Annotated in this window: 24 protein-coding genes; 19 read left to right on the forward strand and 5 right to left on the reverse strand. The window is 43.3% G+C overall.

What is annotated here, in order from left to right; genetic code table 11:
- Position 1: 1 nt before the first annotated feature.
- From urtB to phaC, 16 genes are all read left to right on the forward strand, one after another.
- On the forward strand, positions 2-1,672 hold the full coding sequence (urtB, locus tag L4D78_RS22745) for an urea ABC transporter permease subunit UrtB (RefSeq protein WP_428469080.1): 1,671 nt from the start codon (positions 2-4) through the stop codon (positions 1,670-1,672).
- Between the two features lie 3 nt (positions 1,673-1,675).
- Positions 1,676-2,794: an urea ABC transporter permease subunit UrtC gene (urtC, locus tag L4D78_RS22750; RefSeq protein WP_428469042.1), complete on the forward strand. Its 1,119-nt coding sequence runs from the start codon at positions 1,676-1,678 to the stop codon at positions 2,792-2,794.
- Complete coding sequence (gene urtD / locus L4D78_RS22755; RefSeq protein ID WP_428469043.1) at positions 2,791-3,702, forward strand: urea ABC transporter ATP-binding protein UrtD; 912 nt, start codon at positions 2,791-2,793, stop codon at positions 3,700-3,702. The genes urtC and urtD overlap by 4 nt, the downstream gene beginning before the upstream one ends.
- A gap of 2 nt (positions 3,703-3,704) precedes the next feature.
- On the forward strand, positions 3,705-4,400 hold the full coding sequence (urtE, locus tag L4D78_RS22760) for an urea ABC transporter ATP-binding subunit UrtE (RefSeq protein ID WP_428469044.1): 696 nt from the start codon (positions 3,705-3,707) through the stop codon (positions 4,398-4,400).
- Complete coding sequence (locus L4D78_RS22765) at positions 4,397-5,362, forward strand: urease accessory protein UreD (RefSeq protein ID WP_428469045.1); 966 nt, start codon at positions 4,397-4,399, stop codon at positions 5,360-5,362. Before urtE ends, L4D78_RS22765 begins: the two co-directional genes overlap by 4 nt.
- An 89-nt stretch (positions 5,363-5,451) precedes the next feature.
- Positions 5,452-5,754 (forward strand): urease subunit gamma, encoded by a 303-nt coding sequence (ureA, locus tag L4D78_RS22770; RefSeq protein WP_428469046.1) that lies wholly within the window; start codon positions 5,452-5,454, stop codon positions 5,752-5,754.
- Positions 5,755-5,774: 20 nt separating this feature from the next.
- Complete coding sequence (locus tag L4D78_RS22775; protein ID WP_428469047.1) at positions 5,775-6,155, forward strand: urease subunit beta; 381 nt, start codon at positions 5,775-5,777, stop codon at positions 6,153-6,155.
- The gene (gene ureC / locus L4D78_RS22780; RefSeq protein ID WP_428458911.1) at positions 6,156-7,859 is read left to right on the forward strand and encodes an urease subunit alpha; all 1,704 of its coding nucleotides are present in this window, start codon (positions 6,156-6,158) and stop codon (positions 7,857-7,859) included.
- Positions 7,860-7,867: 8 nt separating this feature from the next.
- On the forward strand, positions 7,868-8,362 hold the full coding sequence (gene ureE / locus L4D78_RS22785) for an urease accessory protein UreE (RefSeq protein ID WP_428458912.1): 495 nt from the start codon (positions 7,868-7,870) through the stop codon (positions 8,360-8,362).
- 83 nt (positions 8,363-8,445) lie between these two features.
- Positions 8,446-9,060 (forward strand): HupE/UreJ family protein, encoded by a 615-nt coding sequence (locus L4D78_RS22790; protein WP_428469048.1) that lies wholly within the window; start codon positions 8,446-8,448, stop codon positions 9,058-9,060.
- 14 nt (positions 9,061-9,074) lie between these two features.
- Entirely contained in the window at positions 9,075-9,758 is a 684-nt protein-coding gene (locus L4D78_RS22795) for an urease accessory protein UreF (RefSeq protein ID WP_428469049.1), read from the forward strand.
- A 10-nt stretch (positions 9,759-9,768) separates the two neighbouring features.
- Positions 9,769-10,398, forward strand: a complete 630-nt coding sequence (gene ureG / locus L4D78_RS22800) for an urease accessory protein UreG (protein WP_428469050.1) — start codon at positions 9,769-9,771, stop codon at positions 10,396-10,398.
- A 574-nt stretch (positions 10,399-10,972) separates the two neighbouring features.
- Entirely contained in the window at positions 10,973-11,713 is a 741-nt protein-coding gene (locus tag L4D78_RS22805) for an SDR family oxidoreductase (protein ID WP_428469051.1), read from the forward strand.
- 36 nt (positions 11,714-11,749) lie between these two features.
- Positions 11,750-12,958 (forward strand): acetyl-CoA C-acetyltransferase, encoded by a 1,209-nt coding sequence (locus L4D78_RS22810; protein WP_428469052.1) that lies wholly within the window; start codon positions 11,750-11,752, stop codon positions 12,956-12,958.
- Between the two features lie 75 nt (positions 12,959-13,033).
- Positions 13,034-13,381, forward strand: coding sequence for a phasin family protein (locus L4D78_RS22815; protein WP_428469053.1), 348 nt, complete (start codon positions 13,034-13,036; stop codon positions 13,379-13,381).
- A gap of 69 nt (positions 13,382-13,450) precedes the next feature.
- On the forward strand, positions 13,451-15,268 hold the full coding sequence (gene phaC / locus L4D78_RS22820) for a class I poly(R)-hydroxyalkanoic acid synthase (RefSeq protein WP_428469054.1): 1,818 nt from the start codon (positions 13,451-13,453) through the stop codon (positions 15,266-15,268).
- A gap of 80 nt (positions 15,269-15,348) precedes the next feature.
- Here phaC and L4D78_RS22825 read toward each other — a convergent pair whose 3' ends face one another.
- Genes L4D78_RS22825 through L4D78_RS22835 form a run of 3 tightly spaced genes read right to left on the reverse strand, consistent with a single transcriptional unit; the run spans position 15,349 to position 17,909 of the window.
- Positions 15,349-16,032 (reverse strand): 3-oxoacid CoA-transferase subunit B, encoded by a 684-nt coding sequence (locus L4D78_RS22825; protein ID WP_428469055.1) that lies wholly within the window; start codon positions 16,030-16,032, stop codon positions 15,349-15,351.
- The gene (locus tag L4D78_RS22830; protein WP_428469056.1) at positions 16,029-16,685 is read right to left on the reverse strand and encodes a CoA transferase subunit A; all 657 of its coding nucleotides are present in this window, start codon (positions 16,683-16,685) and stop codon (positions 16,029-16,031) included. The genes L4D78_RS22825 and L4D78_RS22830 overlap by 4 nt, the downstream gene beginning before the upstream one ends.
- Positions 16,686-16,697: 12 nt before the next feature.
- On the reverse strand, positions 16,698-17,909 hold the full coding sequence (locus tag L4D78_RS22835; RefSeq protein WP_428469057.1) for an acetyl-CoA C-acetyltransferase: 1,212 nt from the start codon (positions 17,907-17,909) through the stop codon (positions 16,698-16,700).
- A gap of 210 nt (positions 17,910-18,119) precedes the next feature.
- Here L4D78_RS22835 and L4D78_RS22840 point away from each other — a divergent pair, with 210 nt between their 5' ends.
- From L4D78_RS22840 to L4D78_RS22850, 3 genes are read left to right on the forward strand one after another with little or no spacing between them, the layout of a single operon-like run.
- The gene (locus L4D78_RS22840; protein ID WP_428469058.1) at positions 18,120-19,013 is read left to right on the forward strand and encodes a TIM barrel protein; all 894 of its coding nucleotides are present in this window, start codon (positions 18,120-18,122) and stop codon (positions 19,011-19,013) included.
- A 54-nt stretch (positions 19,014-19,067) separates the two neighbouring features.
- Positions 19,068-19,955 (forward strand): sugar phosphate isomerase/epimerase family protein, encoded by an 888-nt coding sequence (locus L4D78_RS22845; protein WP_428469059.1) that lies wholly within the window; start codon positions 19,068-19,070, stop codon positions 19,953-19,955.
- A 4-nt stretch (positions 19,956-19,959) separates the two neighbouring features.
- Positions 19,960-20,703 (forward strand): sulfite exporter TauE/SafE family protein, encoded by a 744-nt coding sequence (locus L4D78_RS22850; protein ID WP_428469060.1) that lies wholly within the window; start codon positions 19,960-19,962, stop codon positions 20,701-20,703.
- A 108-nt stretch (positions 20,704-20,811) separates the two neighbouring features.
- Here the strand turns inward: L4D78_RS22850 and L4D78_RS22855 are convergent, their stop codons facing one another.
- The gene (locus tag L4D78_RS22855) at positions 20,812-21,111 is read right to left on the reverse strand and encodes a hypothetical protein (protein WP_428469061.1); all 300 of its coding nucleotides are present in this window, start codon (positions 21,109-21,111) and stop codon (positions 20,812-20,814) included.
- 20 nt (positions 21,112-21,131) lie between these two features.
- Entirely contained in the window at positions 21,132-22,580 is a 1,449-nt protein-coding gene (gene focA, locus L4D78_RS22860; protein ID WP_428469062.1) for a formate transporter FocA, read from the reverse strand.
- Positions 22,581-22,845: the final 265 nt, after the last annotated feature.

A 22,845-nucleotide genomic window follows, 5' to 3' on the forward strand; every position in this document is an offset into this window, starting at 1 on the left:
GATGATAATTAAAAATTGGTGCTGCCTTATTGGGGAGATATCAACGTTTCGTAGAGCGTTAAGTCGACTATTTATTGTCGTGCTCTGTTTAGTTGGGCTTTTCCCCTTCGTTACAAACGCTACGGTTAATGATTTTCAGGGAGTAGAAAAACAGTTATCACAAAGAAACTTTGTGAAGAAACAACAAGCTATTGAGTGGGTAATTAAAACTCAGCCTGCTCAGAGTGAGCAATTATTCACAGGCTTATTAGCTGGCGAAGTTTATTACCATCGAAAGAATAGTCAAATCTATTTCATTGATAGCTTAGAGCAAGGCCAGCTTGCGATTCGGTTATTTGATACGACTCAAGTCGAGGTGGAGAATAAGCGAGACTTCAGAAAAGTAGGGTTGAATAATCGCCTTCGCTCAGTTATTCGATTAGGGATTGCCAAAATTCATCTAGGCTCTGAATCAGAAGCACAGCGGTTAGCTGCGGCAAAGAGTTTACTTGGTAATAGTAGTTCGACTGTAATTAGTCTTGTTAAAGCGGCGTACTCCGTTGAAGTATCGTCGCGAGTAAAAGAATATCTTGCGCTTATTTTAGCGATGGATCAGCTGAAGTCTGATAATGGTGAATTGCGCTATCAAGCCATAGAAACCTTGTCTGACTCTTTAGAGCCGGCGGTATTTAGAGCTATTAACTCGGCACTTGATGTCGAACAGGCGAAAGCCGCGCCCGATCCCGTCTTTGTCAAACAGTTGGAACAAGCGATTACCAGTTATCAGCAGAGCCAACGGGTTTATGATGTTGCTGAAACGCTGTTTTTTGGTTTGAGCTTAGGTTCTGTGTTGGTGCTGGCTGGTATTGGCCTTGCCATTACATTTGGGGTAATGGGGGTGATCAATATGGCGCACGGCGAGCTAATTATGCTTGGCGCTTATACAACCTACGTAATACAGCAGTTAATGCCCAATCACATCGGTTTATCGCTAGCGGTGTCCATTCCTGCAGCCTTTATTGTTTCAGGTTTAGTCGGTATTGCTATTGAGCGGGGAGTGATCCGCTTTCTATATGGGCGCCCACTAGAAACGTTATTAGCTACGTTTGGTATTAGCTTGATTTTGCAGCAAGCTGTACGCAGTATTTTTTCTCCTCTAAACCGCTCAGTAATTACGCCGGATTGGATGACAGGGATGCTTGAAATCAATCCAATGTTATCACTGACATATAACCGCCTCTATATCGTTATTTTCTGTCTAATGGTCTTCACTGCTTTGGTATTGGTATTGAAGAAAACCCCGTTAGGCTTGCAAGTCCGTGCCGTGTCGCAAAATCGCTCGATGGCTAAGGCGATGGGTGTACGCTCCGAATGGGTTGACGCTATGACGTTTGGTTTAGGTTCAGGTGTTGCCGGTGTGGCAGGCGTGGCGTTATCCCAGCTAACGAATGTGGGCCCGAATATGGGGCAGAGCTATATTATCGATTCATTTATGGTCGTGGTATTTGGTGGTGTAGGTAATTTATGGGGCACGCTCGTTGCGGGGCTTACTCTCGGTATGTTTAATAAAATATTAGAACCTTGGGCTGGAGCGGTATTAGCTAAAATACTTGTTCTTGTTTTCATTATTCTGTTTATTCAAAAGCGCCCTCGTGGATTATTTCCACAGCGCGGTCGTGCAGTGGAGGGCTAATTAATGTTTCGCTCAATTTTAAAAGATGATCGTGGTGGTCAACTGCTATTGATATTACTACTGGTGGCAGGGTTAGTTATTCCTGCGCTAAACCTACTTGTGCCGCAAGGTCATTTCTTGCATGTTGAAACTTACACTATCTCGTTGCTTGGCAAATACCTGACATACGCTTTATTAGCGATGGCTGTGGATCTCGTTTGGGGATACCTCGGCATATTAAGTCTTGGCCATGGCGCATTTTTTGCTCTCGGTGGCTACGCGATGGGGATGTACCTAATGCGTCAAGTGGGGGACCGTGGTGTATATGGCGATCCCATTTTGCCTGATTTTATGGTGTTCCTGAATTGGACTGAGCTCCCTTGGTTTTGGCAAGGCTTTGATATGTTCTGGTTTGCTTGTTTGATGGTGGTATTAGTGCCGGGTATTTTGGCGTGGGGGTTTGGCTACTTAGCATTTCGCTCCCGAGTATCAGGTGTGTATTTATCAATTATGACCCAAGCACTGACCTTTGCTTTGATGCTGGCTTTTTTCCGCAATGAAATGGGCTTTGGTGGTAATAACGGATTAACCGATTTCAAAGAAATTCTCGGTTTTAGCCTTCAAGCACAATCAACCCGAATTGGGTTATTTGTCGCAACCGTATTGGCATTGAGTCTCTGCTATCTGACTTGTCGCGCAGTGATTGCCAGTCGATTGGGGAAGGTCGCCATTGCCACGCGCGATGCAGAATCTCGAGTGAGGTTTATCGGTTACAACGTCGATAAATTCAAGCTTTGGATTTTTGTTCTTTCTGCTGTGATTGCCGGTATCGCGGGAGCACTCTACGTACCGCAGGTTGGCATCATCAATCCGGGAGAGTTCGCGCCTCTAAACTCAATTGAAATTGTTGTGTGGGTCGCACTTGGTGGCAGGGCAACACTCTTTGGTGCCGTGGTTGGGGCATTGCTCATCAACTACGCAAAGAGTTGGTTCACCATTGAGTTCCCAGAAGTGTGGTTGTTCGTGCTGGGTAGCCTGTTTGTTCTCGCAACGATTTTCTTACCCAAAGGTGTCATTGGCTTAGTTGAAAAATTGACGGCTAAGAAAGCGAAACCCCAAACACAGAAGGAGGTGACAGCATGAATTCGTTAAACACGACGTTGTCACCCGCAAAGAATGCGGATAAGCCTCAAGCAGCAACTACAAGTTCATTGTTTCCAAATTCACTGCGCCATTCAGTGTCTCAATTTGTTAAACGCGATGAGGTGTTTGAATTTTTAAAGCCACAAGCAAACCCATTAATAGATACCCGACACAACGTGTTGTTGTATTTAGAAGGGGTTAATAAGTCATTTGATGGTTTTAAGGCAATTAATGACCTGAACTTGTATATCAAAGAAGGCGAGCTGCGGTGCATTATCGGCCCTAACGGTGCTGGTAAAACGACCATGATGGATATTATTACGGGAAAAACGCGACCTGATTCAGGCCAAGTGTGGTTAGGCTCGAAAATCAATCTGTTAAAAATGGATGAGGCTGAAATTGCCAATACAGGTATTGGCCGTAAATTCCAGAAACCGACGGTTTTTGAATGTCTATCTGTTTGGCACAACTTAGAACTTTCAATGGTGGGGGTACGTAGCGTCTGGGGAGTATTTAGAGCGCAATTAAATGGTGAACAACGCGATGAAATTAACCGCGTGATGTCACTCATTGGCTTACAAGATCATGCTCAGTTACTCGCCGGAAGTTTATCTCATGGTCAGAAGCAATGGCTAGAAATTGGAATGCTACTGATGCAAAAGCCAAAGCTACTGTTGGTTGATGAGCCTGTTGCTGGAATGACGCATCAAGAAATGGATCGCACCGCAGAACTGTTGAATTCATTGACTGGTGAGCATTCGGTGGTGGTCGTTGAGCATGATATGGATTTTGTCCGCTCTATTGCTTCTACGGTGACGGTACTCCACCAAGGGCATGTTCTTGCCGAAGGTAACATGGCTAATATCCAATCCAACCCAAAAGTTAAAGAAGTTTACCTCGGAGAGTAATCATGCTGGCAATCAAAGGACTTAATCAATTTTATGGACAAAGCCATACTCTGTGGGATCTCGATTTAATGATACCGAAAGGAAAGTGCACAGTATTAATGGGGCGAAATGGGGTCGGTAAAACAACATTGCTTCAGTGCATTATGGGGCTTCAAGCGATAAAGGAAGGCGAAATACTCGTTCGTGGCGAAAACATCGCAACGCGTTCAGCAGAGAGCCGGCCAAGGCACGGTATTGGTTATGTACCTCAGGGGCGTCAAATATTCCCTTTGCTCACCGTAGAAGAAAACCTGCAGATTGGTTTACCCATTCGCCCGAGAGGCGACCGAAAAATCCCTGAACATATTTACGATCTTTTCCCAGTACTAAAAGAGATGCGGCACCGCCGTGGTGGGGACTTGTCGGGTGGTCAGCAGCAGCAGTTGGCAATCGGACGGGCACTAGTAATTGACCCCAGTTTATTGATCCTCGATGAGCCGACAGAGGGGATTCAGCCGAATATTGTGCAAGAAATTGGAGACATTATCTGTAAGCTCAATCAAGAGCTTGGTCTAACTGTGCTACTTGTGGAACAGAAATTGCCTTTTGCTAGAAAGGTTGGTGATAACTTCTGCCTGATGGATAGAGGCAGAGTCGTCGCCAACGGTGAAATGGATAATCTTTCAGACCAGTTAGTAAAGGAGTACCTCACGGTATGAGTCATGATGTTGCCCCTGTCGCCGAACGCCCATGTTCTTCTCTTTCAGAGTTTGATATTGCATCGGTGAGACCTAAGCCAACCGCTGCTGTATTAAATGAGCAAGCAGGGTGGCGCGCGAAGCTTGAGTTAGGCTTCGCTGCATCCACTAATAGCCTTAATAACAAGACAATTTTAAAGCATCGAAAACAGCATGGGCCCTTAGCGGTACAGCGGCCGTTGTATCCAGAAGCTGGAATTTGTCATGTATACCTACTTCATCCACCAGGTGGTGTTGTTGGAGGCGACAAGCTGTTAATCAGCACCGAAGTACAGGCTCAGGCTCATGCCTTGGTGACCACACCAGGGGCAACAAAATTTTACCGTTCCGATGCGATTTATGCACACCAAAAGCAGCTGTTGACGGTAAAAGAAAATGGACTTTTAGAGTGGCTACCGCAAGAAAATATATATTTCCCAAACGCCAATGTACGTATGGATACAGAAATAAACGTCGAGGAAGGGGGGCGATTTATAGGTTGGGAGTTGCACTGTTTTGGGCGGCCTGCACTAAAAGAGGGCTTCACTATGGGGAGTGTTGTCGGTTGTACTCGCTTGAAAGTGGGTAATGAGCTGATTTTAGCGGAACAATTGAATGTTCAAGGTGGGGATTTGCACCAAAAAAGCGCCGGATTACGAGACTACCCAATGACAGGGACCATGTTTGTAACGGGTTCAACCGATGATTTATGCAACTTGGTACAAGAGTTGCTAAATAAGAATAATACATACCTAAAAGGGAGTGATGGAGTGGTTGGTGTCACCGAAATCACTTCATTAAGTGAGAAACACCGAGTCTTGGTTATTCGGGCTTTAGGTCATCACAGTGAACCAATGATGACGCTTTTCTCGCAAGTATGGCAAGAAGTAAGAGTGCATTGGTTTGGTCACTCTCCAAATGCGCCAAGAATTTGGGCGACATAGTGCATATATGCACAGACACAGAGCCACACAGGTATAGATAAATAGCCACACAGGCATATAGGAATAAAGCGGTTAGGAGCGTTAAATAAATGGAATTAACACCAAGAGAAAAGGACAAATTACTGTTATTTACCGCAGCGTTATTGGCTGAAAGACGAAAAGAAAAGGGATTAAAACTTAATTATCCAGAGTCTGTCGCTTTAATTAGTGCTGCCATTTTAGAAGGGGCACGAGAAGGTAAGACTGTCGCTGAGTTAATGGATTTTGGCCGTACAATTCTTGGCGTTGAGGATGTTATGGAGGGGATACCCTCGATGATCCATGATGTACAAGTTGAAGCGACGTTTCCAGACGGTACCAAGCTAGTCACTGTTCATGATCCCATTGTTTAAGTCATTTTAAGGATAGGGTTATGACACAGGAAAAAAACCAAACAACGCCAATAATACCTGGTGAATTACAATCTGCTAAAGGCGACATTGAACTCAATGTCGGTCTGCCAATAGTTACAATCAAAGTCGCTAATCTCGGAGATAGGCCGATTCAGGTTGGCTCTCATTATCACTTCTTCGAAGCAAATGATGCCCTGAATTTTGATAGAGAAAGTACGTTGGGATTCAGACTCAATATTGCAGCAGGTACAGCTACACGTTTTGAGCCTGGTCAAAGTCGAACAGTGGAGCTCGTTAGCTTTGGCGGTACGCAAACTATTTATGGCTTTCAAGGCAAAGTAATGGATACCGTCTCATCGTATAAAGATAAGAACGGATTAAACAAGGATGTGGAGTGCTAAATGGCAACAATATCGCGTCAGGCCTATGGTGAAATGTTTGGCCCAACAACCGGAGACCGACTTAGGTTAGCAGACACCGAGCTTTGGCTTGAAGTTGAAAAAGATTTCACTCGTTATGGCGATGAAGTGAAATTCGGTGGTGGTAAGGTTATTCGTGATGGAATGGGACAAAGTCAGCTTCCGTCATCCCACACGCCAGACTTAGTGATTACTAATGCGGTAATCCTTGATTATTGGGGGATTGTTAAAGCTGATATTGGCATCAAAAATGGCCGTATTAGTGCAATCGGTAAAGCTGGTAACCCAGATGTACAGTCTGGTGTTGATATTGTGATTGGCCCCGGCACTGAGATTATGGCGGGTGAAGGATCCATTATCACAGCTGGTGGTATTGATTCCCATATCCATTACATATGCCCACAGCAAATTGAAGAAGCGCTTTGTTCTGGTGTGACAACAATGATTGGTGGGGGAACAGGGCCTGCGACTGGTACAAATGCCACAACCTGTACCCCAGGGCCTTGGAATATACACCGTATGCTTGAATCTCTGGATTCATTTCCAATGAACTTTGGTTTATTAGGGAAAGGTAATGCGAGCTTACCTGAAGCATTGCACGAACAAGTTGCAGCCGGTGCTATTGGTTTGAAGCTACATGAAGACTGGGGTACATCTCCTGCCTCAATTGATAACTGTATGACGGTTGCAGATGAGACCGATGTGCAAGTTGCGATTCATACTGACACGCTAAATGAATCGGGTTTTGTTGAATCAACCTTAGCTGCTATCGGTGATCGGGTTATTCATACCTATCATACCGAGGGGGCTGGTGGTGGACATGCTCCTGATATTATCCGCGCCTGTGGTGAATCAAATGTGTTGCCCTCATCAACCAATCCGACCCGGCCGTATACCATTAATACGGTAGACGAACATTTAGATATGTTGATGGTATGTCATCACTTGTCGCCTTCAATTGCTGAAGATGTTGCTTTCGCCGAATCTCGAATTCGTCGAGAAACCATTGCTGCAGAAGATATTCTTCATGACTTGGGTGCATTTTCAATGATTGCATCTGATTCACAAGCCATGGGCCGGGTGGGTGAGGTGATCACTCGGACTTGGCAAACAGCCCACAAAATGAAAGTACAGCGAGGCAGTTTGCCGCAAGACACAAGCTATAGTGATAACTTCCGCCTGAAGCGATATGTTGCCAAATACACCATAAATCCCGCAATAACGCATGGAATTAGTCACGAAGTGGGCTCGGTCGAAATTGGGAAGTTAGCAGATCTTGTATTGTGGAAGCCTGCTTTTTTTGGCGTTAAACCCAGTGCAATAGTCAAGGGTGGCATGATTGCTGCAGCACCAATGGGTGATCCTAATGCATCGATTCCAACGCCACAGCCGGTACATTACCGACCGATGTTTGGCAGTTATGGAAAAGCAGTGCAAAGCACTTCGATGTTATTTCTGTCTGGAGAGGCCAAATCACGCGGTGTGAATGAAGAACTTGGGTTAAAGAGCTTGATTGGTGTTGCTAAAGATTGCCGCACAATTCGTAAAGCCGATATGTTGCTGAATGACTGGCAGCCAAAGATTGAAGTTGACTCCCAAACTTATCAAGTAAGAGCCGACGGAGAGTTGTTGGTGTGTGAGCCTGCAGAAGTATTGCCGATGGCACAACGATATTTTCTATTTTAGGGGAAGACATGATTGTACTAACAAAAATTATATTGGCTGAAGACGCCAAAAATACGGAATTATCACTAACGTTAAGCTTACCAATTAATGCCAGAATAAAAAGTCGGTTAAAAGTTACCCTAGATGATGGCTCTGATGGTGGGTTATTTCTTCCGAGGGGGAAAACACTTCGCCACGGTGATGTATTAGTCAGTGAGCAGGGGGTGAAGGTTCAAGTCCGTGCTGCCGATGAGCAAGTCTCGACTATTTATTGTCATGACTCTCATCTAATGGCAAGGGTTTGCTATCACTTAGGTAATCGTCATGTACCGTTGCAAATTACCCCTGAATGGGTGCGCTATCAGCATGATCATGTTTTAGATGCGATGGTTGAAGGCTTGGGTGCTTCGGTAACATCAGAACTTGCGCCGTTTGAACCAGAAGATGGGGCTTATGGCGGCACACAAGGTGGCGGCCATAGTCATTCGCATCATGAAAGTGACGATTACAGCCACACGCATTAATGCACTTATTTATTAGTACACCTATTTATTAAGAATATTTTAATTATTTTTTGGCATGACGCCGCTATATAAAAGGACTTTCTATGATCCATTTTCTATTTCGCCAAGGCACAGTATTCAAGAAGACATTATTCGCATTTTTAGGCTTAATAGCTTCTAGTTCTGTTTATGCTCACCCTGGCCATGGTCACCATAATACGGGAATGTTTGATTCATTTTGGGCTGGCTTAGTTCATCCAATAACAGGTTTTGATCATTTGATCATGCTATTAGCTGTTGGTTTTATTGCTATGCAATATAAACCGCAAGGCCATCAAAAACGTTTTATGTCAATGGCTGTTATCTGCATGGTGGCAGGTATGGGGCTGGGTGCGGTAACAGGGTTTGTTACTGGCATTGAACTGCTTATTATTGCTTCAATATTTATAGCCGCTTTGGCTGTATATCAAAAACAAGTTAAGACAGCGAAAGTATCAACGTTGATATCTTCTGCAGCCGTTCTTTTGGTGCTATTTCATGGTTGGGCACATGGGGCGGAAGCCAGTGGTGTAAGCCTTGTCGCCTTTGCTTCAGGTATGGCTTTGGCGGCTACTGCGATTATTTTGTGCGGTTACCGATTAGCACTATACATTAGCCCTAAATGGCAAAGTGCTTTATTGGCAGCAAGTGGAACTGTGCTGTTACTACTTGCGAGCTAAGCGAGGAAAATAATATGCAGGCAGGAAAATCAACACTGCCTGACTTTCGCCTCTATCAACTCATTAGTCCTTCTTTGCCAATAGGCGCATTTACGTATTCGCAAGGTTTAGAGTGGGCGATTGAAAATGGTTGGGTAAAAGACAGGGCAAGTTTAGAGCAGTGGCTGGTGGATATACTTCACCACAGCTTAGTGACATTAGAGTTGCCGATATTACAGCGAGCTTTCCATGCTATAGCATCTGAAAATAAACCGTCATTAGAAATGTGGAACCAATGGCTATATGCAAGTCGAGAAACGAAAGAGTTAAGGCTCGAAGAGATCCAAAGAGGTAAAGCGACGGCTAGGTTACTTAAGCAGTTAGATAACCATTTTGCACCGGATGCCATTGAGCACGTTGAAGCCAACCAGCTTGCCTGCTTTGCGTTAGCAGCTCACTCATGGCACATCGATCTTAAAAGCTTATGTGCGGGCTACCTTTGGAGTTGGTTGGAAAACGCAACAACTGCAGGGATTAAATTAATACCGCTCGGACAAACCGACGGGCAAAAGCTCATGCTGTCGGTCTCGGAATTATTACCGAATGCAATAGAGGCCTCCTATTTGGTCGAGGATCATGAAGTGGGTAGTTTTACGCCTGCACAAGCTATCGCGAGTAGCCGTCATGAAACTCAATATACAAGACTATATCGATCTTAAGGAATAGAGAATGACATATAAATCACCGTTACGAATTGGCGTTGGTGGCCCGGTTGGATCTGGTAAAACGGCACTGCTTGAAGTGTTATGTAAAGCGATACGTGATCAATACAATATTGCGGTTGTGACGAATGATATTTATACCCAAGAAGATGCGAAAATTTTAACGAAAGCAAAAGCCTTAGATGCCGATCGGATCATTGGCGTCGAAACCGGAGGGTGCCCGCATACTGCAATAAGAGAAGATGCGTCGATGAACCTCGCTGCGGTAGAAGAGCTAGCAATTAGGCATAAGAATCTGGATGTTGTCTTTGTTGAAAGTGGTGGTGATAATCTTAGTGCGACGTTTAGCCCGGAATTAGCGGATTTAACCATTTATGTGATTGATGTTGCCGAGGGTGAAAAAATTCCGCGAAAAGGGGGGCCAGGAATCACGCGTTCTGACTTATTGATTATTAATAAAATAGATCTTGCACCTTATGTGGGAGCATCATTGGAAGTTATGGAGCAAGATACCGCTCGAATGAGACCAGACAAGCCTTATGTCTTTACCAACTTAAAAAAAGGTACAGGTTTAGATGTAATTATTGATTTTATCGTAACTCAAGGAATGTTGCGTACTAGTAGCGCTAATTTGTAGTTACAGTGTAAAAGGTCGCTTTTTAATTTGATGATTAATATTCAAGCGCGAACTTGTTGCTCAAATGTTAATAAATGTAATTTTAGCGTGTGCATTTATTAATATATATTGTTCAAGATTTTTAAAGCCAAGCATTAGCTTGGCTTTTTTTATTTAAGCAAATATCAATCAGATTGATGAATTAAGTTTCACTTTGCTTGATATGCACCAAAGCACTTAATGTATGTTGTTGTTTTGAGAGGGCTTTATTTTTTCTGCTATATCTTGGTGCGTTGTTTACAATATTGACACATTACTTTGTTAAATCTGTTGCATTGGTCGTTATGTGATTCTATGCAGGTATATTGGTACGACCATTGATTCCGTGTGTTGATATTAATATGTGCTTATGTTCTTATAATAAACGTGCAACGTAAGGGTAACCAAAATGTCTTTTTCTTTAGCTAGGATGCTTTAAAGAATAAAAAGACAAATCGGCAAACGAGTTATGTTGGTTGGCGTCTTAAGGTAAACAATATTAAGTTGTTGTAATTTAAGTTTAATTCATCATGGCGATGGAATGGAGTCTTCTGAAATGAGTAAAAAAGCATTAGTAACTGGTGCGAAAGGTGGTATTGGTTCATCGATCACTAAAGGATTAGTTGAAGCGGGATATCGTGTAATTGCGACATACTTCCCAAGCGGTGAAGCAACGGCAAAAGAATGGTTTAAAGAGAATAATTATTCAGAAGAACAGGTGCGTCTCTTCCCTCTAGATGTTACGGATGCAGAGTTTTGTGAAGAGGCTCTTGCAACATTGTTGAAAGAAGAAGGTAACATTGATGTTTTGGTCAACAATGCAGGTATCACACGTGATACTACCTTCAAGCGAATGAAAAAAGAGCAATGGAATGATGTTATTTCAACAAACCTAAATAGTTTGTTTAATGTTACTCAGCCGTTGTTTGCATCTATGTGTGAGCATGGAAACGCACGTATTATCAACATTTCATCAGTAAACGGTCTTAAAGGTCAGTTTGGCCAAGCGAATTATTCAGCAGCAAAAGCGGGCATGATTGGTTTTACTAAAGCACTTGCTGCTGAAGGTGCTCGTTCAGGTGTTACCGTGAATGCAATCGCCCCTGGTTATACTGGTACTCCAATGGTTGAAGCGATTAAGCCTGAAGTACTAGATAGCATTAAAGCTGAAATTCCAATGAAACGTCTTGCTGCTCCTGCTGAAGTTGCAGCGGCAGTTACTTTCCTTGCAAGCGATGGCGCGGCTTACATCACAGGCGAAACATTGTCTGTGAATGGCGGCTTGTACATGCACTAATCTTCTTCTTCGTAGTTTGAAAGGACGCTAGAAATTATGTCAAAAGTTTATATTGTTGCAGCAAAACGTACGCCTCTTGGTAGCTTTAATGGTGCACTTAAAACAGTTTCAGCTGCACACTTAGCGGCAGTTGCAATTAAAGCGGCGATTAAAGAAGCCAATGTTGACCCAGCTAACCTTGATGAAGTTATTTTAGGTAACGTCATTGGCGCTGGTCAGGGCATGGGCCCTGGTCGTCAAGCTGCACTTTATGCCGACATCCCTGTTGAAGTACCTGCTTATAGCCTGAACATGGTTTGTGGTTCAGGCATGAAAGCGGTAATGGATGCTGCTGCGCACATTAAGGCAGGGGACGCAGATCTTGTTGTTGCTGCTGGTGCTGAAAACATGTCACAGATTCCGTTCTGCCTGCCTTCATCACTACGTGATGGTCAGAAGATGGGCAACCTTGAAATGGCTGATCTGCTAATTTCTGATGGACTTACTGATGTGTTCAATAACTTCCATATGGGCGTAACAGCTGAAAATGTGGTTGAAAAAGTAGGTCTTAACCGCGAGCAGCAAGATAATTTCGCACTTGCTAGCCAACAAAAAGCGGTTGCTGCTATCGAGCAAGGCACGTTCGCTGAAGAAATTGCACCGGTTGAAGTGACAGTACGTCGTAAAACGAGTGTTGTCGATACAGATGAATATCCAAAATCAGATGCTTCGATTGAAGGCCTTGCTAAGCTGCGCCCTGCATTTAAACGTGAAGGTGGTTCAGTAACAGCAGGTAATGCTTCTGGTATTAACGATGGTGCTTCTGCGATTATTGTTGCTTCTGAAGCTGCCGTTGAAAAATATGGCTTAACTCCGTTAGCGGAGATCGAAAGCTATGCTCAGGCAGGCATCTCACCAGAGATTATGGGTTTAGGCCCAGTACCAGCGGTTGTTAAGGCGCTAGATAAAGCTCAGCTTTCTATTGATTCTGTTGGCTTATTTGAGTTTAACGAAGCGTTTGCTGGTCAAGCACTAGGTGTGCTTCACGAACTTGCTGGTGAACTAGATACACAAGTTGAAGACTTGGCTGAACGTTCAAACGTTAATGGTGGTGCTATTGCACTGGGTCACCCACTGGGTGCATCGGGTAACCGTATCATTGTCAGTCTTCTTCATGAAATGCGTCGCCGCGGTACAGAGCATGGTCTTGCCACGCTATGTGTTGGTGGTGGTATGGGTACGGCAATCGTACTGAAAAACGTTTAATTAACTGATATTAATTTGTGTCTGAAATCACCATGGCTCAGACACTTACACATTACTGAAATAAAGGAAATAGCTATGTATACGGAAATGTTTAAATCATTCTCAGAGCAGACTGAAAAATCACTAGCACCATACGTTAAGTTCAACAAAATGTTCACGAAGAACGTTGAAGAGCTAACTGAGCTTCAAATTGCTGCTGTTCGCGCATATAGCGACCTAGGCCTTACTCAGCTTAAAGCTGTTGGCGAAGTTAAAGATGCTCAATCTTTTGCTGAGTTTAATAGCCAGCAATTGGAAACACTAACTAAGCTTTCTCAGCAGCTTATTGACGATAGCAACAAATTCAACTCTGTTGCACAAAGCTTCAAAACTGAAGTTGAAGAGCTAGTAGCTGAAAACGTACAGCAAGCAACACCAGCTTAAGCAAAATGACCAACCTGTGCCGCCCCACTTGTGGGCGGCATTTTTAGTCCAGCTATAGAGGTCATTGCAATGAACCATAACTTCTTTACGGACTACTTTGCCAAGCTCCAAGAAATGAACCAAGTATGGTGGAAGGAGCTGGATTCTGGCAAGGCAGCCATGAATACTCCCTTAAATAAAGCGCTCAATGAAGTCAGCTTAGAAGATACGACGAAGTTGATAGAACAAGCATCAGCGCAGCCAGCCGTTATTGCAAAAGTGCAAATGGATTGGTGGGAAAATCAGATGAAGATTTGGCAAAATGTCACCATGAAAACGGGTGACGAAGCCGATCTTGTTAAGCCTGAAAAAGATGATAAACGCTTTACTGATCCTGCGTGGGAAAATGAAGCGTTTTATAATTATATAAAGCAATCGTATTTACTATTTAGTAATTCGATGAAAGAGACCATTGACTCAATAGATGGCTTAGACGATAAAGCGAAAGAGCGCTTAGGCTTTTTTTCTCGTCAAGCGATTAACGCAATGTCTCCAACGAATTTTGTAACAACCAACCCTGAACTGGCAAAACTAACCGTTGAAAGCAACGGTGAAAACCTCATTAAAGGGATGGAGTTACTACAGCAAGATCTTCAGTCAAGTGCTGATGTTTTGAAGATCAGAATGACAAATGATAGTGCATTCCAGCTTGGCGAAAATGTCGCGAATACAGCTGGGGATGTGGTATTTAAAAATGATTTGTTTGAGCTTATTCAATATAAGCCACTTACTGAAAATGTGAATGCAACACCGTTGCTGATCGTGCCACCATTCATCAATAAGTATTACATATTGGATCTTCGTGAGAAGAACTCAATGGTGCGCTGGTTGGTTGAACAAGGGCACACTGTATTCATGATGTCATGGCGTAACCCTGATGCCAGCATGTTTGATGTTGACTTCGATAACTATGTTATTGATGGGGTTGTAAAAGCTGTTGATGTCATTGAAGACGTAACGGGTGAGAAGCAAATCAATGCTGCTGGTTATTGCATCGGTGGTACTTTGCTGGCAACGACTTTGGCGTATTATGCTGCTAAACGAATGCGTAATCGCATTAAGTCAGCGACATTCTTTACGACATTGTTGGATTTCTCACAACCGGGTGAAATTGGTGCGTATGTAAATGATCCGATTATCTCGGCCATTGAAGCACAAAACGAAGCTAACGGTTATATGGATGGGCGCTCATTGAGTGTGACATTCAGTTTACTGCGTGAGAATAGCCTGTATTGGAACTATTACATCAATAATTACCTTAAAGGTAATAGCCCGATCGACTTTGATCTGCTGTATTGGAATGGTGATAGTACCAATGTCGCGGTTGCTTGTCATAGCACCTTGCTTCGTCAATTCTACCTTGAAAATAAGCTGGTTGACCCTAAAGGATTTAAAGTGGGTGGGGTATATATTGATCTTGCTAAGATCAAAATTCCAACATACTTTATTTCTACTCAGGAAGACCATATTGCCTTGTGGCAAGGTACATACCGCGGTGCACAAAACTTAGGTGGAAAATCGACGTTTGTTCTGGGTGAATCAGGCCATATTGCTGGCATTGTTAATCACCCTGCAAAGAACAAGTACGGTTACTGGGTTAATGGCAAAAAAGCAGCGGATGCTGATACTTGGCTAAGTGGTGCTAAACGTGAAGAAGGTTCATGGTGGGGTCACTGGAATGGTTGGCTAGCAGGCTTTGAGGAGGCTGAAGCAATTCAGGCTCGTCAGGCTGGCAATGATAACTTCCCAGTATTGGCACCTGCACCTGGTTCTTATGTCTTGCAGAAGCTACCTATTGAAGTTTCTAATGCATTAGATGCTCAGAAAGAGTCAGAACAAGAAGCATAATGGTTATATTCATAATGCTAAATAAAAAAACCAGCGATTAATCGCTGGTTTTTTATTACAATTTTATTGTCGTTGAACGCTTATAAATTGGTAGGGATTGGCATTTCAGTTAGATTGGATGAAATATGTAAGGTAGCCTCAGTTGCTGCTGCAACGTCTTCCACTGTCACACCCGGTGCAATCTCTAATAACATCATGCCTTGATCTGTAATTTCGATAACACCCAATTCCGTAATTATAAGATTTACTTGATTCGCTGCTGTTAATGGCAAAGAGCAGTGCTTAAGCAGTTTAGCCTTACCTTTAACAGTGTGCTCCATAGCAACAATCACTTTTTTTGCACCGACAACGAGATCCATTGCACCCCCCATCCCTGGTACCATTTTTCCCGGAATGATCCAATTTGCGAGGTTACCTTGCTCATCCACTTGGAGCGCGCCGAGTACTGTTGCGTCAACATGACCCCCGCGAATAATCGCGAAAGAGTCCGCACTATTAAAATAACAAGCGCCTGCTGTTGCGGTAATCGGCTGCCCGCCAGCATTGACTAGATCTGGGTCTACATTTTCTTCATCTGGCATTTCACCTATACCGATCAAACCATTTTCTGCTTGAAGTAAGATTTCGATATCGCTATTGGTTTCATTGGCAACTAGAGAAGGAAGACCAATGCCTAAATTAACCACATCACCATCATTGAGTTCTTGAGCAACTCGCCATGCAATCATTCTGCGAATTTGATGTCTTTCACGTTGAACAGTCATGCTGTTGCTCCTTGGTAGATATGATTAACAAATAGGCTAGGAGTGTGTACAGACTCAGGTTCAATTCCACCTGTTTCAACAAGCGTCACGGCTTCGACAATTACGGTTTTAGCCGCTGTTGCCATTAGGGGGTTGAAATTTTGAGTAGTGCGTTTGTAGAAAACATTTCCTTTTGTATCGACTACAGAGCCACGAATTAGAGCTAAATCTGCATGTAATGGTTTCTCTAGTAAAAAGTCGCTACCATCGATATTAATGACCTCTTTTCCCTCGGCAATAACGGTGCCTAGCCCTGTAGGTGTTAACACGCCACCAAGCCCTGCACCTGCGGCACGAATACGTTCAGCCAATGTCCCCTGTGGAACAAGCTCGACATCCAGCTCTCCGCTATTCATTTGTGCGCCAGTTTCTGGGTTGGTACCAATGTGTGAGGCAAAGAGTTTGCTAACACGCTTAGCACTAATTAAACGACCTGAACCCGTTGTTGGTGTGCCCGTGTCGGTTGTGATAAGGGTAATGTTTTTGATGTTACTTTTTAAAATGATATCAATTAAGCCTTCGGGGGCACCGTTCGCCATGAATCCGCCGATCATAATGGTCATATCATCATGCAGTAGTGCAGCAATGGCTGCTTCATTAATATGTTTTTTCATTATGTGTTCCTTTTAGGCTGTACAGCGACGAATAATGACCGCGGTACCCATGCCACCACCAATACATAAAGAGGCTAATCCGTAATTAAGTTGTTTACGTTCCAGCTCATAAATAAGTGTGGTTAGTATGCGATTGCCGGAGGCTCCAAGTGGGTGACCCAGTGCAATTGCTCCGCCATTGTGGTTGGTGCGAGATTGAATCCACGCTGATTCAACATTGTGCTGTTCTGCTAGATTATTAATTACGCCAAGTGCTTGAGCCGCAAATGCTTCATTAAGTTCAAAATAATCAATATCGGTGAGTGATAGTTGTGCCTTATCCAATGCATTCGCAATGGCGGGTACAGGGCCTAACCCCATTACTTGCGGTGACATACCTGCCTGACCACAGGCAATAATTTCGGCGAGAGGCTCAAGTTGATAACGTTCAACTGCTGATTTAGAGGCCAGAATAATTGCAGAGGCACCATCGTTAATGCCTGATGCATTGCCTGCTGTTACCGTACCGTCTTTCTTGAAAGCAGGGCGTAGCGCTTGTAGTTTTTCAAACGTCGCATCTGATTTTGGGTATTCATCAGTACTCACGTAGTACTCTTTGCGGCGATGGGTAACACGAACAGGCTCAATTTCTGTGCTGAAGCCATGTTCTTCAATTGCTGCGACAGCTTTTTGCTGGCTTGCAAGTGCGTAAGTGTCTTGCTCTTCTCGGCTAATATTTAATTGTTCAGCGATATTTTCTGCGGTTAGCCCCATATGGTATTGGTTGAAAACATCCGTTAAGCCGTCTTTGATAATGGTATCTTCAAGGCTTTGGTGACCCATTCTTACGCCATTTCGAAGCTGATATGAGCTAACAAAAGGTGCTTGTGACATACTTTCAATACCACAGGCTAATACAACTTCTGCATCACCTGAGCGAATATGACTTGTTGCATCCATGACTGTTTTCATACCGCTGCCACAGATCATATTAAGCGTATAGGCTGGAACCGTTTCAGGAATACCAGCAGCAATAGCGGCTTGACGTCCTGGCCCCATGCCCATTCCTGCGCTGAGTACGTTACCCACGATCACTTCATCAATAAAGCTGGGATCAAGGTGACATTGGTTCAATGCGCCTTTGATAGCCGTTGCGCCTAATTGAGGTGCTGAAACGGGGGCAAGAGCACCATTAAAACTACCAATGGGTGTACGTTTTGCCGCAACGATATAAATAGGTTCCATACAACTTAATTCCTATGACTACTTAACAACATGGTTCTAGTGTACGGGTAGGGTATGTGGAGGTGTTATAGCCAAAGATTCAAATCTGATTTGCGAAAATGCAAAGATAGGATGAGGGAGGTATCACGAAATTAACGAGTATCTATCTATAAGATCTATTTCCAGTAGCTTATTTTATTGATATTGAATGTATTTGTAGAGGGTTTAAAAATGGGTAACTTAATAGCATGTGCCCCATGTTGCTGGGGTGTGGAATCTAGTGATAATCCATATAATCCAAATTGGATGACAGTACTATGTGAATCCAAACAAGCAGGATTTGTTGGATTAGAACTTGGGCCATATGGTTTTTTGCCGTTAGAAGCCGACACCATTAATACCGCGCTTTACTTAAAAGAACTGGAAATATGTGCTGGTACCATTTTTGAACCTTTATCTGAGTTAGAACACCAAGTTGATATTTTGGCGAAAACTGAACGCCTATGCGCGTTTCTGCAAAATATTGGCACCACAAAACTAGTGGTTATTGACTGTGTTAATGATATTCGTAGCCGTTATGCAGGTATAAGCGACGAAGCACCAAGACTCGATGATCAGCGTTGGAATGTGATGATGACAACTATCAAAATGATCAGCGATATTGCAAAAAAATATCAGGTGCGTGCTGTCGTTCATCCACATGCTGGGGGTTATATCGAGTATCAAGATGAACTGGATAGAATGTTAAATGATATCTCTGCTGATGATGCTGGTTTATGCCTTGATACTGGTCATCTTTATTATGCAGAAATGGATCCTGCTCAAAGTTTGATTGACTATGCTGAGCGTCTTGAATATGTCCATTTTAAAGATGTAAATAAAGCGCGATTAGATAAAGCCATAACGGAGCAAGTTGGTTTTTGGCAAGCATGTGCAGATGGGGTGATGTGCCCAATCGGAGAAGGTGCTGTTAATTACGAACAAGTGGCGCATGCACTTCAAACCATTGGCTATAACGGCTGGATCACCATTGAACAAGAACGTGATCCACGCAATGCTGACACGACCTTACCCGACATTAAAAAGAGCCGTCAGTATTTACTCGATAATGGTTTTGCGTTGTAGCTGATAAGCAAGGCTGAGTTGAATTTTAGTAGTTTGTCGTGAAGGGATATAATTATGACAATGAAAGTGGCATGTGCCCCATGTTGTTGGGGTGTTGAGCAAGCACAACTTGAACAAAATCCAAGTTGGGGCAAGGTATTAGTTGAAGCACAATCTGCAGGCTATCAAGGTATCGAGTTGGGCCCTGTTGGTTTTTTCCCATCAGAAACGGAGGTGCTACGCGGCGCATTAAAAATCCGTGGTATACAAGTGTGTGCCGGTAACTTACATGGCGAGTTTAGCCAGCCCTCGAAGAAAGAATCGATCCTTAAAGCCGCAGAACAAGTTATTCAGCAATTAAAGTCGATCGGTGTTGATAAACTGATCATCATGGATAAAGCCAATACAGTACGTGATGCTTATATTGGACACAGTGTAATAGCACCTCGTTTATCCAAGCAGCAACAACAAGATATGATTGATACAATAGCCGCTGTTGCATTATTAGCAAAAGAGCAAGGGCTTCGCACGTTGATTCACCCTAGCTCTGGCGGGTATGTGGCGTTTTCTGATGAAATTTCCGCCGTGATGAATAGTATCCCAGCCAATCTGCTTGGTTTATGTCTTGATGTAGGGCATTTATATATTGATGGTATGAAGCCTGAAGAATATATCCAGCGTTATGGTGATCGCCTTGAACACCTACATGTAAAAGATATTGATGGGCAGCAGCTTCATAAGTCACTTCGTGACCGATGTGGAACGAGTCAAGCTTATACATTTGGACTTACTCGCCCATTGGGTGAGGGCGATATTCATTACTCAGAAATTTTTCAAGCACTTGAAAAAATCAATTATGATGGCTGGATAGTCGTTGAGCAGGAGCGTCCAATTACGCAGGCGGCGACAGTCAAATCAGATCTTGTTAAGAGCCGCGCTTACTTAGCAGAACTTGGAGTGTAGCTTCATGATCGTTACCGATCCTTGGTTTTACGTAACGGCTATTCCTGCAGTGTTGATCTACGGGATCGGTAAAGGTGGTTTGGGTGGGGCGCTTGGTATTATCGCTGTACCGTTAATGGCGTTGGTGATATCACCCACTCAAGCCGCTGCTATTTTGTTGCCAATTCTTTGTGTTATGGATGCTTTTGCTGTTAAGCAACATTATAAAAATGCAGATTACTCGATATTAAGAAAAATGCTGCCAGGTTCACTGTTGGGTGTGTTTCTCGCGGGTGTATTTTTGAGTGTAACGCCAGAAGCTGGTTTAAAGTTATTGATAGGTGGCTTGTCATTGTTGTTTTGTGCCCAGTATGTGCTCAAACAAAGTGAGCAGTCCAAACCATCGGGGGCATTGAGTGCTTGGTGGTGGAGTAGTTTAAGTGGCTTTTCTAGTACTGCGATCCATGCTGGTGGCGGACCCGCGAGTATCTATCTATTACCTTTAAAACTTGAAAAAGTCACGTTGATAGCAACCATGGCTGTGCTTTTTTCTATCATTAATTTATTTAAATTGATTCCCTATACCTTGCTAGGTGAATTTGATTCTACCAACTTGTTGACTGCTCTATTACTCATACCATTAGCACCAGTGGGAGTATATATGGGGGTATGGCTATTACACCGTGTCAGTCAAGAATGGGTTTATCGTTTATGCTATGTATTTTTATTTATATCGGGGTTAAAACTCTTTATTGATGGGCTTATTTAACGCTGTGTATTTGATAAACGTAATTGAAAAGCCCCGTTAAGGGGCTTTTTTGATGGCATAAAAATATTGAGGGTAAGTGCTTTTCTGAAATGCATGAAAAAATAAAGGTTACGCTCTACTTTTTAATGAGCTAACGATAAAAGTTACTCCCATAACGCCTTGGATTGCGATAATTATTAAAAATAGACGTAGCGATATTTCGCAGTAGATGACCTGATTTTTTGAAGATATCATCGCAGACGTCATTAATTTATCCCAATGGAAAAATAACACCGTCGGAAAGAGTGCCAATGTTATAGCAAGCCCTTTGATAAACCAATGTTTGTCCTGCCACTGTGTAGGGGTACAAATATAATAACGTCCAATAGTCCACAATATCGCAGATGACATAACCATTAAGCTTTCCATGCTGATCCCTTTTTCTTTAATTATGCAATTTCTAGCCGGGACACTTCTTCAGTGGCGTGCTTTGGGTAGACATGTCGTAACTTTGCCATGACGCTATCACGAGTGATGGTACCGATAAAGTCCCCATCTTGTAGCACTGGTAGTATGCGCGGTTTGCTTACTTTCATGGCTTTTACACGCTCCTCCAATGGTAGAGAAGTCATGCTGGTTGCTATTCCCATTGCTGAGGTCGGGTAAAGCTGATCTTTATCGATACAGAGATATTCAACAACATCTACCAAGCGATCTTTTACATCAACGGCCACTACATCACAATTCATCAGGTCGACGACTTTAGTTCCCTGATTGGGCTGGTAGTCTTGGTACCAAAGCTCCTTCATTAAATCGTACATTGAAAGGAATCCGACTAAGCGACCATTTACATCACACACTGGTGCGCCTGAAACATTCCCTTCAATCATTTTATCAACCGCATTTGGCACAAGCATATCGGCTGTTAATGTAAGTGGCTGTGTGTTTGTGATGTCTTTTATTGTTACGTGAGAGAGCATATCTGCCTCCTTGACTGACACGATATCTAAACGCTGAGTGATTGACCGGATGTTCGTTGCTTTTAGCTGTGGGCGGCGGAAAATACACCAATTAGTGAGCCCAACCAATACCGCTCCGCCAAAAATATTGCCAAGCGTCACTGGAAGTAAATTCGCGATAAGGAAGGTTGATATTGTCAGATCACTGTACTGCTGTGGTTCTGCTGCAACCATCTGCCAAAATTGTTCAGGAGCGAAATTTTGAATAACGATACCAAGCGGTACCATAAACATGTTTGCGACGGAGTGTTCAAACCCGCTAGAAACGAACATAGCGACGGGCAGAATCATGAGTACGGCCTTTGTTAAGGCATTTGCAGAGCTGAATGTCATCCAAATTGCTAGGCATACCAATAGGTTACAAAGCACACCTAAAGAAAAGGCTTGTACTGGCGTATGGTGAATTTTATGTTGGGCGATATTCAGTGCATTGAGTCCCCACTGGCCTTGATTCAATAGGAATAGCCCGGCAGCGCTGATCAGTAAAAGCATAAACATGGCACCGATGAAGTTACCGATGTATACCTTGGCCCATATAGACAGCATTTTTTTAAATGAGATTTGGCGATTAGCCCAAGAAATACTTGATAATACGGAACTGGTGAACAGTTCCCCTCCACACAAAACAATTAAAATCAGCCCCATACTGAAAACAATACCGCCGACTAAACGACTAAGTCCCCACCCTGAAGTGGCACTCCCTGTTGTTACAGTAATATAAAACACGAAAGCTAAACCGATAAACGCCCCTGCCATGGTCGCTAGTCCCAGTGTCATGCCACTGGTTTTCTTAGCCTTACTTAGTGCGAATTTTTCCGCTTCCGCCATCATTTCCATTGGTGAAAACAGCTGATTGTTGTTGGAATCCCCGTTACTCATGCTTACCCCAAGTTCTGCACATCTTTTCCCCTTCGGGGTTTACCATTTTCCACTTAAGCTTCTTGCTCAAGTGAGGTAGGCAAAGTATCAATCGATGCTGTAATAAGAAAAACTGATGGCATTATATGTGTAAATCATATTTTTTTATATTAAAGATTTGCAATATATGATTACAATTTCGTGTAGAGCGATGACTTTTTAGAAGGGGAGTGTACGAATCAGAACTGGGCTGATGACAGGTTACATATAAAACCATAGTAAAGAA

Origin of the sequence: Photobacterium minamisatsumaniensis, assembly GCF_050336695.1 — a bacterium.
GTDB lineage: Bacteria > Pseudomonadota > Gammaproteobacteria > Enterobacterales > Vibrionaceae > Photobacterium > Photobacterium minamisatsumaniensis.

Coding starts and splice junctions, on each gene's coding strand:
- urtB (WP_428469080.1), top strand. CDS start 2: ATGATAATTAAAAATTGGTGCTGCCTTATTGGGGAGATATCAACGTTT.
- urtC (WP_428469042.1), top strand. CDS start 1,676: ATGTTTCGCTCAATTTTAAAAGATGATCGTGGTGGTCAACTGCTATTG.
- urtD (WP_428469043.1), top strand. CDS start 2,791: ATGAATTCGTTAAACACGACGTTGTCACCCGCAAAGAATGCGGATAAG.
- urtE (WP_428469044.1), top strand. CDS start 3,705: ATGCTGGCAATCAAAGGACTTAATCAATTTTATGGACAAAGCCATACT.
- L4D78_RS22765 (WP_428469045.1), top strand. CDS start 4,397: ATGAGTCATGATGTTGCCCCTGTCGCCGAACGCCCATGTTCTTCTCTT.
- ureA (WP_428469046.1), top strand. CDS start 5,452: ATGGAATTAACACCAAGAGAAAAGGACAAATTACTGTTATTTACCGCA.
- L4D78_RS22775 (WP_428469047.1), top strand. CDS start 5,775: ATGACACAGGAAAAAAACCAAACAACGCCAATAATACCTGGTGAATTA.
- ureC (WP_428458911.1), top strand. CDS start 6,156: ATGGCAACAATATCGCGTCAGGCCTATGGTGAAATGTTTGGCCCAACA.
- ureE (WP_428458912.1), top strand. CDS start 7,868: ATGATTGTACTAACAAAAATTATATTGGCTGAAGACGCCAAAAATACG.
- L4D78_RS22790 (WP_428469048.1), top strand. CDS start 8,446: ATGATCCATTTTCTATTTCGCCAAGGCACAGTATTCAAGAAGACATTA.
- L4D78_RS22795 (WP_428469049.1), top strand. CDS start 9,075: ATGCAGGCAGGAAAATCAACACTGCCTGACTTTCGCCTCTATCAACTC.
- ureG (WP_428469050.1), top strand. CDS start 9,769: ATGACATATAAATCACCGTTACGAATTGGCGTTGGTGGCCCGGTTGGA.
- L4D78_RS22805 (WP_428469051.1), top strand. CDS start 10,973: ATGAGTAAAAAAGCATTAGTAACTGGTGCGAAAGGTGGTATTGGTTCA.
- L4D78_RS22810 (WP_428469052.1), top strand. CDS start 11,750: ATGTCAAAAGTTTATATTGTTGCAGCAAAACGTACGCCTCTTGGTAGC.
- L4D78_RS22815 (WP_428469053.1), top strand. CDS start 13,034: ATGTATACGGAAATGTTTAAATCATTCTCAGAGCAGACTGAAAAATCA.
- phaC (WP_428469054.1), top strand. CDS start 13,451: ATGAACCATAACTTCTTTACGGACTACTTTGCCAAGCTCCAAGAAATG.
- L4D78_RS22825 (WP_428469055.1), bottom strand. CDS start 16,032: ATGACTGTTCAACGTGAAAGACATCAAATTCGCAGAATGATTGCATGG.
- L4D78_RS22830 (WP_428469056.1), bottom strand. CDS start 16,685: ATGAAAAAACATATTAATGAAGCAGCCATTGCTGCACTACTGCATGAT.
- L4D78_RS22835 (WP_428469057.1), bottom strand. CDS start 17,909: ATGGAACCTATTTATATCGTTGCGGCAAAACGTACACCCATTGGTAGT.
- L4D78_RS22840 (WP_428469058.1), top strand. CDS start 18,120: ATGGGTAACTTAATAGCATGTGCCCCATGTTGCTGGGGTGTGGAATCT.
- L4D78_RS22845 (WP_428469059.1), top strand. CDS start 19,068: ATGACAATGAAAGTGGCATGTGCCCCATGTTGTTGGGGTGTTGAGCAA.
- L4D78_RS22850 (WP_428469060.1), top strand. CDS start 19,960: ATGATCGTTACCGATCCTTGGTTTTACGTAACGGCTATTCCTGCAGTG.
- L4D78_RS22855 (WP_428469061.1), bottom strand. CDS start 21,111: ATGGAAAGCTTAATGGTTATGTCATCTGCGATATTGTGGACTATTGGA.
- focA (WP_428469062.1), bottom strand. CDS start 22,580: ATGAGTAACGGGGATTCCAACAACAATCAGCTGTTTTCACCAATGGAA.